Origin of the sequence: Streptomyces sp. NPDC001796 (genome assembly GCF_042892355.1) — a bacterium.
GTDB lineage: Bacteria > Actinomycetota > Actinomycetes > Streptomycetales > Streptomycetaceae > Streptomyces.
In genome coordinates this window covers 89,946-103,180 of sequence record NZ_JBIAUC010000009.1, presented here as the reverse complement: position 1 = coordinate 103,180, position 13,235 = coordinate 89,946, and the positions used below count along the sequence as shown (strand labels likewise).

Below are 13,235 nucleotides of genomic sequence, written 5' to 3'. Positions count from 1 at the left end.
CCACAGGAGATCAGGATATGCCGGAGGTCTGACACGCCTCGGGTACGGGGGAAGGTCAGGCGGCGCCCGACAGCAGGCCCACCACCCGGCGCGCCGTGGCCTCGTCCCGCGCCGCGGTGAACGGCAGCGCGTTGCCGCCGGTGATCCGGAACGGTTCGCCCGTCAGGGTCAGGTGCGCGCCGCCCGCCTCCTCGACCAGCAGCAGGCCGGCCGCGTGGTCCCAGGCCGCCTCCCAGGAGAAGGCCGTGGCGTCGAGCAGGCCCTGGGCGACATTGAGGTACTCAAGGCCCGCCGAGCCGCACGGGCGCGGGCGGACGCCGCCCGTCCGCAGTCCGAGCAGCCCGCGCTTCTGCTCGTCCGTGGTGTAGTCGGGGTGTGACGTGGCCACCTCCAGGTCGCGGCCCGCCGTGGGAGAGCCCGCTCGCAGGCGTTCGCCGTCGAGGAACGCGCCCTCGCCCCGCACCGCCGTGGCGAGGCGGTCCAGGGCCGGGGCGTACGTCCACGAGGCGCGTACGACACCGCCCTGGGCGAGTGCGACCAGCGTGCAGAACCCGGGGTCGCCGTGCACGAACTGGCGGGTGCCGTCGACCGGGTCGACGATCCAGACAGGGGCCTCGCCCCGGACGGCCTCGTACGTCACCGGGTTGGCGTGCACCGCCTCCTCACCCACCACGACCGAGCCGGGCAGCAGCCTCGGAAGCACCTCGGTGAGGTAGGCCTCGGCGTTGCGGTCGGCGTCCGTGACCAGGTCGTGCGGGCCGTTCTTCTCGTCGATCTCGTGCGCGGCGAGCCGGCAGAAGCGCGGCATGATCTCGCTGGCGGCCGCCTTGCGCACGGCCTCCTCGACGTCTGCCGTGCCGTGCGCGAGAAACCCGTCGATGGTTTCGTAGTCGTCGATCATGCCCTCAATGAGAGCACGCGTCACTGACAATCCTCACCGGCCTGGTGTACTCCGGGTTGAATCGGTATGAATTCGGTGCTTCTCCCCTGCTTCGGCCGGTCGGCGGGTCGGCCGGTTCGGTGGGACCGGCTGATTCAACGGCACCCGCTGGTTCAACGGCACCCGCTGGTTCAGCGGCCGACCGCGTACCCCTGCATGCCCCGTGGATTGGCCGCGGCCGAGAGCACGCCCGTCTCCGGGTTCCGGGCTACCGCGCACAGCCGCCCCTCCGACCAGGCCTCGCCGACGGTGACGTCATGGCCGCGCCGGCGCAGCTCCGCGACGACCTCCGGGTCCGTGCGGGACTCGACGGTGACGCTGCCGGGGCGCATACCGCGTGGGTAGAAGGAGCCCGGGAAGCTGTCGTTGTGCCAGTTCGGGGCGTCGATGGCACCTTGCAGGTCGAGGCTGCCGCGGACCTGCGGGAGCAGGGCGACGGACAGGAAGAAGTGGAGCTGCCACTGGTCCTGCTGGTCGCCGCCGGGTGTGCCGAACGCCAGCACCGGCACCCCGTCGCGCAGGGCGATCGAGGGCGTGAGGGTGGTACGGGGCCGGCGCCCGGGCGTGAGCGAGTTCGGCAGGCCCTCGTCGAGCCAGGTCATCTGGAGCCGGGTGCCGAGCGGGAAGCCCAGCTCGGGCACGACCGGGTTGGACTGGAGCCAGCCGCCGCTGGGCGTGGCCGCGATCATGTTGCCCCAGCGGTCGACGACGTCGAGGTGGCAGGTGTCGCCGCGGGTGGCGCCGTCGGCGGTGACGTCCGGTTCACCGGGCACGGGCGACGTCGGGCTCTTCGCCACGGTCGGTTCGCCGACGCCCATGGGGTTGAAGCCGGGATCGTCGGTGGCCACCACGCGAGCGTACTCACTCAGGCGCGGCACGCGGCTTCCGGGGGCGCCGGGGCGCAGCTCGTACGACGCCTTGTCGCCGATCAGGGCGCGCCGCTCGGCGTTGTAGGCATCGGACAGCAGTTCGTCGAGCGGGACCGCGGCCGCGTCGCCGTACCAGGCCTCGCGGTCGGCCATGGCGAGCTTGCAGCCCTCGATCAGCAGGTGGACGTAGTCCGCGGAGCCGTACCGGGGCAGCTCGGGCGGGAGCAGGGCGAGCTGCTGGAGGAAGACGGGGCCCTGGCTCCAGGGGCCCGCCTTGCACACGGTCCAGCCGTTCCAGTCGTAGGTCGCCGGAGTCTCGTAGGCGGCCGACCAGGAGGCCAGGTCGTCGGCCGTCAGGGTGCCCCGGTGGCGTTCGCCGCTGGTGTCCATGGTGGGCCGCCCCGCCTGCCGCACCAGGGCCTCGGCGATGAATCCGGAGCGCCACACCCGGCGGGCCTCCTCGATCTGCTCCTCCCGGTCGCCGGCCCTCGCCACCTCGGCGAGCAGCCGCTTCCAGGTGGCGGCCAGCGCGGGGTTGCGCAGCGGCTCGCCGGGGCGCGGCGACCTCCCGCCGGGCAGGTACACCTCGGCCGAGGAGGTCCACTCGGTTTCGAACAGCTCGCGCACGGTCTCGACCGTCCGGCCGACGCGCTCCACCGGCGGGTGCCCGTGCTCGGCGTAGCCGATGGCGTACTTCAGCACGTCGGCGAGGGACCTGGTGCCGTGGTCGCGCAGCAGCAGCATCCAGGCGTCGAAGGCTCCCGGGACGGCGGCGGCCAGGGGCCCGGTGCCGGGGACGAGATCCAGACCGAGTGCCCTGTAGTGGGCGATGGTGGCCCCCGCGGGCGCGACGCCCTGCCCGCACAGCACCCGCACCTCGCCGCCCGCCGGGGCGAGCAGGATCGGGACCTCGCCGGCGGGGCCGTTGAGGTGCGGTTCCACGACGTGCAGCACGAACGCGCCCGCCACGGCCGCGTCGAACGCGTTGCCACCGTCCTCCAGCACGGCCATCGCCGACTGGGAGGCGAGCCAGTGGGTGGAGGACACCATGCCGAAAGTCCCTTGAAGGGTGGGGCGGGTCGTGAAGTGCATCTCTCACCTCGGGGTCGGGGCGGTGCTGCGGGTGCTGGGCGATCCATGTCCATGCCGTACACGCGCCGTGTCACGGCCGGTTACGCCAGACGTTCTCACGCCCGCCTGGGACACGTCATCCACCCACGGCATCCTCGGCCTCCCAGCGCAGCAGGTCGCCCGGCTGGCACTTGAGAACCTCGCAGAGCGCGGCGAGCGTGGCAAAGCGCACCGCCTTGGCGCGGCCGTTCTTGAGTACCGCCAGGTTGGCGGGCGTGATCCCTACGCGTTCCGCGAGCTCGCCCACGGACATCTTGCGTCTGGCCAGCATCACGTCGATGTCGACGACGATCGGCATCAGATCACCTCGTCCAACTCGGCCTGCATCTGCGCCGCTTCGACGTCGCGCGCGACGGCCTGGGCGAGCAGCGTCCGCAGTACGAACACGATGAGCGCGACTCCCAGGATGGCCACGCCGACCCCGCCCATGATGACGGTGACGCCCGGGTCGGCCCGCTGGCCCGGAGCGTTGAGGGCCGTGACCGCGAACCACACGAGGGCAGCCGCCACGATCGCGCCGATCACGACGTCCACGTACCGGAACGCGGCGTGGGAGAACACGGTCCCGCGTCGCACCATCGTCACCAGCCGCCATACGCAGACCACGGCGACCTGGACCGACACCATGCCCAGGATCGTGATCACGCGCAGGGGGGTCAGCGGCAGCGACCCGTTCTCCGGGTCGGTGGCCAACGCCCACACCATCGATGCCTGTACGAACACGGCGCCGGCGAGCACCACCACGAGTACGGCGCGCAGCGCACCCACTGTCAGCTTTCCCATGCCCCAACCTTCCATCGATTCGCGATGGGAATCTATCGAATGTCGATAGATGAAGCAAGGGCTGGGACGGAGGGTCGGCGGCGGACTCGCACGGCGGGGGGACGCCGTGGCCATGTCTCGACCTAGCCGCGTCCGGCGAGCACCTGACCCCCGCAGCTCGGTCATCCGTTGCCCCTCGGCGGGCCGGGCTGACGCGGTGCACGTCCCCCAGTCGCAGCGCTCCCGCCGCGTTTCCCGGTGTGATCGACGGGGACTCGGGCGGCATGGTGTCCCTCGCGGCGGAGCAGCGCGTCCACCTGCCGGCCCTGGAGGCAGGATGGCTGACGCAGACCTTCGTGCACTGGCCCTTCCGCCCCGACCAGGTGCGGCGTCTGCTGCCGGAGGGCCTGACCGTGGACGAGTACGAGGGCGCGGCCTGGGTCAGCTTCACGCCGTTCCTGATGGCCGACGTACGGCCTGCGGTCCTGCCCGGCGCGACGCCCGGCCTCCCCACGTTTCCGGAGACCAACCTGCGCACCTACGTCCGGGGCCCCGACGGGCGCGACGGGCTGTGGTTCCTGTCCATCGAGGTGGGCAACCCCCTCATGCTGGCGGCCCGCGCCGTGGGCGCACCGTACAACCCGGGCCGGCTGAGTCTGTCCCACGAGGGAGAGGTGGTGCGCTACTCGGGTGCACGCCGGGGCGGCTCGCCCTCGTACGAGGTGGCCGTCCGGCCCGGCCGGCCGCTGACGCCGACGCAGCGGGACGTCTGGCTGACCTCACGGTGGCGCGCGTACACACGACGGCTGGGGATGCTCTGGGAAACGCCCGTCGAGCACGAGCCGTGGCCGCTGCGCGCCGCGACACTCGAACGCTTCGAGGAGACCGTGACCCGGGCCGCAGGACTTCCCTCACCCGAAGCCGAGCCGGTGGTGCACTTCTCCGACGGGGTACGGCAGGTGCGCATGGGCGCCTCCCGCCCACTGTCGCCCTCACGTCTGGCCCGCTGACACCCCCTCCTCGGGCGCGCGCAGGGCAGCGGTCACCCCGTTCGTCCCCTTGTCTCCGCGTCTCCGCGTGACGCCCGGTCGTGCGGGTACTCGGCGGCCATGAACCAGATGAACCGGGACAGCGGAACAGGGGGGATGCGGAACCGTCAGTACGGCTCCGCCGACCCCGAGCCGTCGCAGACCCCGGGGGTGGAGCCGGGCGGGGTGCCTCCGGGAGAGACGCCGCCGGGCGAGAGCAGCACTTCGGAGGTCACTCACCGGGACGACTACGACCGGACGCGGGGCTGGGCGAAGGGACCACTGATCGCCATCACCGCGCTGGTGGTGCTGGTGGCCGGGTTCTTCCTCGCGTACGCGATATCGCTGATGCGGTGAGCGCGCCCCGGGCGGCCGGGGCGGCCCCGCGGTCGTTCGGGGGCGGGGACGGTGGCACCCGACGGCCCCGGGGTCCCGTCTCGGGGGGACGCCCATCGGAAGCCGGGGCTGGCTCCGGCCCCGGCGGCACGCGGGTCCGGCATGGTGCCGCCCCTGTCCCGCGCGGGTTCAGCACGGGTCCGGCCCACCCCGCCGCGCGGGCCCAGCACGGGTCCGGCCCACCCCGCCGCGCGGGTTCAGCACGGGTCCGGCCCACCCCGCCGCGCGGGCCCAGCACGCTGCCGCCCCTGTCCCGCGCGGGTCCAGCGTGGGCACAGCATGGCTCCGGCACCGGTCCGGTTCGGGCATAAGGGGACACAGGGGCCTGTGCACGGTCGGCCTGCGTCATCGCGTGAGTACAGAGCGAGTTGGCCCCTTCCGCCTCACAGGCAGTCATGTGAAACTGTCGTCCCGTCCGCAGTGTGGACCACCCTCCGCACCGTCCGTCCCCCACGAGAAGTGCGCCCGTGCGTGATCTTCCCCTGCCGCTCGCCCTCACCGCGCGGCTGAGCCCGGTCCTCGTACTCGCCTGTGCGGGCTGGGCGCTGACCTCCGGTCCGGCCGCCTCCTCGGCCACCGAGCACAAGTCGGCCCAGCGGAGCCAGGACGCCCAGAGCCCCCAGGACGCGGGAACCGCCTCCGCTTCCGGCCCGTCGGCCGCGGCGAAGACGTACGCCACCGCGCCCCCACCGTGCACGGCTCTGACCGGCAAGACGATCACGTCCCTCGTCCCGGGCGCCAAGACGGCCGGCAAGGAGATCCCCTCCACGGACCGGTCGGTCCGCCGGACCTGCTCCTGGAACGCGCTCAAGGGCTACGACTACCGCTGGCTCGACGTCACCTTCGAGATCATGGACTCGCAGGCGCAGGCGCAGAAGTCGTACACCGAGCGGACCACGGACAAGAGCGGCGGCGGCGCGGTCCCCGGTCTCGGCGACGCCGGCTACTCGGTCGTGAACCTCACCACCGAGGACAAGCAGCAGACCCGTGAGGGCCTGGTGCTGGTCCGCGTGTCCAACGCGCTGGTCTCCGTCGACTACAACGGCAGCGACTTCGAGACGAAGAAGGCTCCCGGTACGGACGAGATCAACAAGGGGGCCATCAAGGCCGCCAGGGAGGCGGTGGCCGCGCTGGGGGACGGTCAGCAGAAGAGCTGACCGTTCCCCAGCGGCCCGGCCGGTGGTCACACCGTGGCGTCGTCCCGGCCTCGCGCGAGCATCAGCAGCAGGTACAGCACCAACGACGTGCCGAGGCCGACCGCCCAGCCGTAGTCGGCGAGCGGCTTCAGGGCCGGGACGGGGCGGCCGTCGATCAGCGGATGGAAGTCCGCGCCGCCGATGGCCAGCACTCCGCCGACGACGAAGGCCAGCACGGCCCGCCAGTTCCAGCCTCCCCCGTACCAGTAGCGGCCACCGGAGCGGTACAGGTCGGTGAGGTCGAGCCGGGTGCGGCGCAGGATCCAGTAGTCGGCGATGAGGATGCCGGCCACCGTGCCGAGCAGGCCGCCGACCAGGCCGAGCCAGGTGAAGATGTAGCCCTGCGGGTCGGAGTAGAGCTTCCACGGGAAGATCAGCACCGCGAGGACCGAGGTGATCAGGGCGCCGGTGCGGAAACTCACCTTGCGCGGCGCGACGTTGGAGAAGTCGAACGCCGGGGAGACCAGGTTGGCCGCGATGTTCACCGACAGGGTCGCCACCAGCACGGTCACCAGGGCGTACAGCAGCCCGACCACGTTGTCCGTCTTCGCCGCCAGCTGCACCGGGTCCCAGACCGGCTTGCCGTACACCGCCTGCGAACCGGAGGTGACCAGCACCGACAGGAACGCGAACAGCGTCATGGTGGTGGGCAGGCCGAGCGCCTGGCCCCACGTCTGGGCCTTCTGGCTGCGGCCGTACCGGGTGAAGTCCGGGATGTTCAGGGACAGCGTGGACCAGAAGCCGATCATGCCCATGAGGGAGGGCGCGAACAGCTTCCAGAAGTCCGCTCCCCAGCCCAGCTTGGAAGGCTGGTCGAACAGCGGGCCGAAGCCGCCCGCCTTGCTGCTCATCCACCACAGCATCACCAGGGCGCCGACGATCACGAAGGGCGCCGCCCAGTTCTCGAAGCGGCGGATGGTCTCCATGCCCCGGTAGATGATGGCGACCTGGAGCACCCAGAAGATCGCGAACGACAGCCACATGGTCCAGGCGTAGCCGCCGACGTGGGAGGCGTTGGACCAGCTGTCGCCGATGAGCTTCCCGGCGAGGAAGTAGATCGCCTCACCGCCGATCCAGGTCTGGATGCCGAACCAGCCGCACGCCACCAGCGCCCGTACGACCGCGGGCAGGTTGGCGCCGCGCACGCCGAAGGAGGCCCGGGCGAAGACCGGGAAGGGGATGCCGTACTTGGGTCCCGCGTGCCCGGTGAGCAGCATCGGGACCAGCACGATCACATTGGCCAGGGCGATGGTGAACACCGCCTGCTTCCAGTCCATGCCGACCGCGATCAGGCCGGAGGCCAGGGTCCAGGACGCCGTGTTGTGGGCCATGCCGACCCACAGCGCGGAGAAGTTGTACGTGGTCCAGGTGCGCTTGGCGACGGGGACCGGCAGCAGGTCCTCGTTGGCGTACGCACCGCGCGGCTGCGGGGAGCCCGGGGCGATCTCCACGCGCCCGTCGGGGAGGGTGACTTGGGCGGACGGCGGTATGGCCGTGGGAGCGGTGTCGGTCATGGGGCAGGCCAATCAGGAGGTGGGACGGGAAAGGCCGTGCGGGTGGCGGCGCCGATGGGGGGTGCGCCCGGTGGCCGAGGCGACCGGAGCGTCCTGGGCCCCCTTCCCGGGAGAGCGGGAAGGGGACGAGCGGGGAGAGGAAGGGTCCGGGGACCCGTTGGGGATCAGCCGTTGACGGCCGGGATGACCTGGCTCCCGTACGCGTCGATGACGGCTTCCTGTGCGTCGTGCATGTCGTAGACGGCGAACTGGTCGACGCCCAGCTCGCGCAGTGCCTTCAGCTTCTCGATGTGCTTCTCGACCGGGCCGATGACGCAGAACCGGTCGACGATCTCGTCGGGCACGAACTGGGTGTCGGGGTTTCCGCTGCGCCCGTGGTGGGCGTAGTCGTAGCTCTGGCGGGCCTTGATGTAGTCGGTCAGCTCCTCGGGGACGGCGGAGGAGTGCTCGCCGTACTTGGCGACGAGGTCGGCGACGTGGTTGCCGACCATGCCGCCGAACCAGCGGCACTGCTCACGGGCGTGTGCCAGCGCCTCGGGCGAGTCGTCCTCGGTGACGTAGGCCGGGGCGGCGACGCAGATCTTCACCTCGGACGGGTCGCGCCCTGCGGCCGCGGCCGCGTCCTTCACCGCCTTGACCATGTACTCGGTCAGATACAGGTCGGCGAGCTGGAGAATGAACCCGTCGGCCTCCTCTCCGGTCATCTTGAGCGCCTTGGGGCCGTACGCCGCCATCCAGACGGGAAGCCTGGCGCCCGGTTTGATCCAGGGGAACTTGACGACGGTGCCGCCGCCGAGGTCGGCCTCCTGGCCGCTGCCCAGCGCCCGGATGACCTTCATGGCCTCGCTGATGCGGGCCAGGGTGTTGGGCTTTCGGCCGGCGACGCGCATCGCCGAGTCGCCGCGGCCGATGCCGCAGACGGTGCGGTTGCCGAACATGTCGTTGAGGGTGGCGAACGTGGAGGCCGTGACCTCCCAGGTGCGGGTGCCCGGGTTCGTCACCATCGGACCGACGGTCAGCTTCTGGGTGTTGGCCAGGATCTGGCTGTAGATGACGAACGGTTCCTGCCACAGCACGGCGGAGTCGAAGGTCCAGCCGTAGCGGAAGCCGTTGCGCTCGGCTCTCTTCATCAGGCTGACGACCCGCGAGGCCGGCGGGTCGGTCTGCAGGACGAGTCCGAAGTCCATGGGGCGCCACTCCTAGTTGAGGTACTGACAGGTGGAGCGGGGGGTGTAGACGCCGTGTCCCGCGCGCCCGGTGAACTCCCGCTCGGTGATGACGGGTTCGCCGCGCGAGAGGACGGTCTCGACCCGGCCGGTGGTGCGCTTGCCCTCGTACGCCGAGTAGTCGACGTTCATGTGGTGTGTCTCGGCGGACATGACCTGCTCGGCGTGCGGGTCGTAGACGACGATGTCGGCGTCGGCGCCGGGGGCGATGGTGCCCTTCTTCGGGTAGAGGCCGAACATCCGGGCGGGGGTCGCGCAGGCGATCTCGATCCAGCGGCGGCGTGAGATGTGCCCGTCGACGACGGCCTGGTGGAGCAGGTCCATGCGGTTCTCGACGCCCGGGAGGCCGTTCGGGATCTTCGAGAAGTCGCCCCGGCCCAGCTCCTTCTGGCCGACGAAGCAGAAGGGGCAGTGGTCGGTGGAGACCACCTGGAGGTCGTTGGTGCGCAGGCCCTTCCACAGGGCCGCCTGGTGCTCCTTGGGCCGCAGCGGGGTCGAGCACACGTACTTCGCTCCCTCGAAGTCGGGCTCGGCGAGGTTGTCGGTGGACAGGAACAGGTACTGCGGACAGGTCTCGCCGAAGACGTTCAGCCCCTCGTCACGGGCGCGGGCCAGCTCGGCGACCGCCTCCTGCGCCGAGACGTGCACCACGTACAGCGGGGCCCCTGCGACCTGGGCGAGCTTGATGGCGCGGTGGGTGGCCTCGGCCTCCAGCAGGGCCTTGCGCACCTCGCCGTGATACCTCGGATCCGTCTCGCCGCGGGCCAGCGCCTGCTCGACCAGCACGTCGATCGCGATGCCGTTCTCGGCGTGCATCATGATCAGCCCGCCGTTCTCGGCGGAGCGCTGCATGGCGCGCAGGATCTGGCCGTCGTCCGAGTAGAACACTCCTGGATAGGCCATGAACTGCTTGAAAGAGGTCACGCCTTCCTCTACCAGGAGATCCATCTCCTTGAGCGTCTCCTGGTTCACATCGGAGACGATCATGTGGAAGCCGTAGTCGACGGCGCAGTTGCCCTCGGCCTTGGCGTGCCAGGCGTCCAGCCCCTCACGCAGCGAGTGGCCCACGCTCTGCACCGCGAAGTCGATGATCGTGGTCGTTCCGCCCCAGGCGGCGGCCCGGGTGCCGGTCTCGAAGGTGTCGGAGGCGAAGGTGCCGCCGAACGGCAGCTCCATGTGGGTGTGGGCGTCGACACCGCCCGGGATCACGTACTTGCCGGTGGCGTCGATGGTCTGTTCGGCCGTGAAGGCCTCGGCGGCCGGGGTGCCGGACGCGGCGAGGGCGGCGATGCGGCCGTCCTCGATCAGGACGTCGGCGTGGATCTCGTCGGACGCGGTGATGACGAGGCCACCGCGGATGACGGTACGGGTCATGCTCCCTCTCCTCCGTAACTGCCCCGCTGGGTGCGATCAGAGAGTGCGGGTTGTATGTGGCTGGTCGAGCCCGCGCGGCGGTAGCCGCATATCGAGCACAGCCCCGCGCCCCTTACGGGGCGCGGGTGCCCTCCGCCCGTTGTCACGGAGCCGTCAGCGGGCCGTACGCGTCGGGACGGCGGTCCCGGTAGAACTGCCAGCGGTCGCGGACCTCCCGCAGTTTCGCGAGGTCCAGGTCGCGGACGACCAGCTCGGTCTCCTTGTCGCTCGCGACCTCGCCGACGAACTGTGCCTCCGGGTCCACGAAGTACGAGGTCCCGTAGAAGTCGTTGTCGCCCAGCTCCTCGACGCCCACCCGGTTGATCGCGCCCACGAAGTACTCGTTGGCCACGGCCGCCGCCGGCTGCTCCAGCTGCCACAGGTAGGCGGACAGGCCGCGCGAGGTGGCCGAGGGGTTGAACACGATCTCGGCGCCCGCGAGACCGAGGGCCCGCCAGCCCTCCGGGAAGTGGCGGTCGTAGCAGATGTAGACACCGATCCTGCCGACGGCGGTCTCGAAGACCGGCCAGCCGACGTTCCCGGGACGGAAGTAGAACTTTTCCCAAAAGCCCTTGACCTGCGGGATGTGGTGCTTGCGGTACTTGCCGAGGTAGGAGCCGTCCGCGTCGATCACCGCTGCGGTGTTGTACAGGACCCCGGGCTGCTCCTCCTCGTACATGGGCAGCACGAGGACGATGCCCAGCTCCTTGGCGAGGGCCTGGAAGCGCTTGACGATCGGGCCGTCCGGGATCCGCTCGGCGTACTCGTAGAACGCGGGGTCCTGGACCTGGCAGAAGTACGGCCCGTAGAACAGCTCCTGGAAGCACAGGACCTGGGCACCCTGCGCGGCCGCGTCGCGGGCCGCCTGCTCGTGGACCTGGATCATGGATTCCTTGTCGCCCGTCCAGGCGGTCTGGAAGACGGCGGCACGGATCACTCTGCTCATCGGGACCTCCGGTCGCTCGGTGTGCCGAGAGCGTAGAAAGCCGGCGGGCCGCGTTTGAGTTGCACCGTGTCACGTCTGCGGGCGTTCGGCGTTGCACGCTGTCATACCGGCGCGTACACACCTGTTTCCCACGTTTTTCCATGGCGTTTCACCCTTGTTGGGCGTCGTGCGCGAGCAGCGCGATGTGTACCGAGGCGGCTTGTTCGAAGTCGTCGAGGTCGACCCCGAGGCGCGCTTGTATGGCCTCCAGCCTGCGGTAGAGGGCCGGTCGGCTGACGTGGTGGAGCTGGGCGGTGCGGGACTTGTTGCGGCCGGTGGCGAGGTAGGTGCGCAGCACCGGCAGCAGCTCCTGCTCGGCGTCGCGCCCGCACAGCAGCCCGTCCAGCTCCCGCTCGGCGAAGGCCTGCACGTGCGGGTCGTCGCGCAGCAGCCGGACCAGGCCGCGCAGATGGACGTCCCTGAGGCGCACGACGGCCGGGAGGTCCTGCGCGGCGGAGTGGCCGGCCACGGCGTCCGCGACGTGCCGGGCTTCGCGCAGCCCGGCGGGCACGTCCTCCCAGGCGGTACGCGGGTCGGCGGCGGCGATGGCCGTCCCGCGCACCGCCGGGGACTCCGTGCGCAGCCGGGTGGCGAAGTGCGCGGTCAGCGCTTCCGCGTCCTGGTCACGGGCGAGGCTGAGCAGTACGGCGGTGGCCCCGTCGGCCAGCTCGGCGGCGAGCCCGGGCAGGCCCAGCAGCCGCAGGACGCGATCGAGCTGGGCGGGATCACCGTCACGTACGACCAGGGGGACGAAGGTGCGGCGGTTGACGGGCAGCCCGGCCGCCCGCGCCCGGGGCAGCAGCCTGCCGGGCGGTACGGCACCGGAGACGAGGTCGGTCAGCAGGCTCTGCGCGGACTGCTCCTCCCAGGTGTGCGCCGAGCCGTGGAGCATCCGGTGCAGGACCAGGGCCTCGGCTCCGCGCTCGGCCAGCAGGCGCCCGATCGGACTGTCGCCGCGGTAACCGCACAGCACGATCCGGCCCCAGCGCTCCCCGCGCCCGCCCAGCTCGGCGCGGACCCAGCCGTCGCCCTCGCTGCCGCCCGCCTGCCGGGCGATGCGCTCCCAGTCGCGCAGCACGTCGTCGACCGCGGGCCGCTCCCCCGCCGTGGCGAGCACGCGGTGGGCGAGGTTGGTGAGGACGACGGGGCAGCCCGCGTGCACGGCGATCTCATCGAGCAGCCGCTGCAGCGGGGCGCCCGCGGTGATGAGCCCGGTCAGGGCCGTGCGTACGGACTCCGACAGGCTCACCGCCGCGAACTTGCGCCGCACGAGGCGGGACTGGACCTCCTCGGTCAGTTCGGCGAACGGGAAGGGCCGGTGCAGGACCACCATGGGCAGCCCGCAGCGTTCGGCGGCCCGGCGCATCACGTCCGGGGGCGCCGGGAAGGCCCGGCCGAGTCCGAGGACGACGGCTGCGGCCTCCGCGCGGTGCAGGGACCGGATGTACTCGGCCTGTTTCTCCACGTCTCCGGCGAGCAGCACCCCGGTGGTGAGGACCATTTCGCCGCCGCTGAGCATCACGCCGACGTCCGGCGCCTCCGCGACGTGCACCCAGCGCACCGGCCGGTCCAGGTGCCCGGCGCCGGCCACCACCTCGGGCTCTCCGGCGAGCACCCGGTCCAGGGCGAGGACCTGGCGTACCGACAGGGCGGGTTCCAAGGCGGTGGGCATGGCTGTAGTTCCCTTTTTTTGTGGCTCGGTGCGCCTCCGGGACGCTGGATGCCGATGTCGAGAGGCCGACCGTCTCAGGCCTTTGGGCTTCCGCGCTCCCCCA

General features: G+C 71.4%; 12 protein-coding genes. 3 read left to right on the top strand and 9 right to left on the bottom strand.

Translation table 11 applies throughout. From position 1 onward, the window contains the following. Nucleotides 1–55 precede the first annotated feature (55 nt). From ACFYZE_RS20125 to ACFYZE_RS20110, 4 genes are all read right to left on the bottom strand, one after another. Nucleotides 56–901 carry an inositol monophosphatase family protein gene (locus ACFYZE_RS20125; protein ID WP_388995554.1) on the bottom strand — a complete coding sequence of 282 codons (846 nt, stop codon included), beginning with the start codon at nucleotides 899–901 and terminating at the stop codon, nucleotides 56–58. Between the two features lie 170 nt (nucleotides 902–1,071). Continuing rightward, nucleotides 1,072–2,901: a gamma-glutamyltransferase family protein gene (locus ACFYZE_RS20120; RefSeq protein WP_388995551.1), complete on the bottom strand. Its 1,830-nt coding sequence runs from the start codon at nucleotides 2,899–2,901 to the stop codon at nucleotides 1,072–1,074. 115 nt (nucleotides 2,902–3,016) lie between these two features. Then, the gene (locus tag ACFYZE_RS20115; RefSeq protein WP_388995548.1) at nucleotides 3,017–3,238 is read right to left on the bottom strand and encodes a helix-turn-helix domain-containing protein; all 222 of its coding nucleotides are present in this window, start codon (nucleotides 3,236–3,238) and stop codon (nucleotides 3,017–3,019) included. Beyond that, entirely contained in the window at nucleotides 3,238–3,723 is a 486-nt protein-coding gene (locus tag ACFYZE_RS20110) for a DUF2975 domain-containing protein (RefSeq protein WP_388995545.1), read from the bottom strand. The genes ACFYZE_RS20115 and ACFYZE_RS20110 overlap by 1 nt, the downstream gene beginning before the upstream one ends. A 239-nt stretch (nucleotides 3,724–3,962) precedes the next feature. On the opposite strand from ACFYZE_RS20110, the gene ACFYZE_RS20105 reads away from it, so the two are divergent. The 3 genes from ACFYZE_RS20105 to ACFYZE_RS20095 all read left to right on the top strand — a co-directional run bounded on the left by ACFYZE_RS20105 (nucleotide 3,963) and on the right by ACFYZE_RS20095 (nucleotide 6,283). Beyond that, a complete protein-coding gene (locus ACFYZE_RS20105) occupies nucleotides 3,963–4,712 on the top strand; it encodes a YqjF family protein (protein WP_388995543.1) in 750 nt (249 codons plus the stop codon). 135 nt (nucleotides 4,713–4,847) lie between these two features. Beyond that, nucleotides 4,848–5,087: a DUF6480 family protein gene (locus tag ACFYZE_RS20100; protein ID WP_388995540.1), complete on the top strand. Its 240-nt coding sequence runs from the start codon at nucleotides 4,848–4,850 to the stop codon at nucleotides 5,085–5,087. Between the two features lie 506 nt (nucleotides 5,088–5,593). Further along, complete coding sequence (locus ACFYZE_RS20095) at nucleotides 5,594–6,283, top strand: hypothetical protein (protein ID WP_388995537.1); 690 nt, start codon at nucleotides 5,594–5,596, stop codon at nucleotides 6,281–6,283. Between the two features lie 26 nt (nucleotides 6,284–6,309). On the opposite strand, the gene ACFYZE_RS20090 is transcribed toward ACFYZE_RS20095, so the two are convergent. From ACFYZE_RS20090 to ACFYZE_RS20070, 5 genes are all read right to left on the bottom strand, one after another. Beyond that, nucleotides 6,310–7,836, bottom strand: coding sequence for an NCS1 family nucleobase:cation symporter-1 (locus ACFYZE_RS20090; protein ID WP_388995534.1), 1,527 nt, complete (start codon nucleotides 7,834–7,836; stop codon nucleotides 6,310–6,312). 164 nt (nucleotides 7,837–8,000) lie between these two features. Further along, entirely contained in the window at nucleotides 8,001–9,023 is a 1,023-nt protein-coding gene (locus ACFYZE_RS20085) for a TIGR03842 family LLM class F420-dependent oxidoreductase (protein ID WP_388995531.1), read from the bottom strand. 12 nt (nucleotides 9,024–9,035) lie between these two features. Then, nucleotides 9,036–10,436 carry a dihydropyrimidinase gene (hydA, locus tag ACFYZE_RS20080; RefSeq protein ID WP_388995527.1) on the bottom strand — a complete coding sequence of 467 codons (1,401 nt, stop codon included), beginning with the start codon at nucleotides 10,434–10,436 and terminating at the stop codon, nucleotides 9,036–9,038. 142 nt (nucleotides 10,437–10,578) lie between these two features. Then, nucleotides 10,579–11,421 (bottom strand): nitrilase-related carbon-nitrogen hydrolase, encoded by an 843-nt coding sequence (locus ACFYZE_RS20075; protein WP_388995524.1) that lies wholly within the window; start codon nucleotides 11,419–11,421, stop codon nucleotides 10,579–10,581. Between the two features lie 148 nt (nucleotides 11,422–11,569). Continuing rightward, complete coding sequence (locus tag ACFYZE_RS20070) at nucleotides 11,570–13,132, bottom strand: PucR family transcriptional regulator (RefSeq protein WP_388995521.1); 1,563 nt, start codon at nucleotides 13,130–13,132, stop codon at nucleotides 11,570–11,572. Nucleotides 13,133–13,235 lie beyond the last annotated feature (103 nt).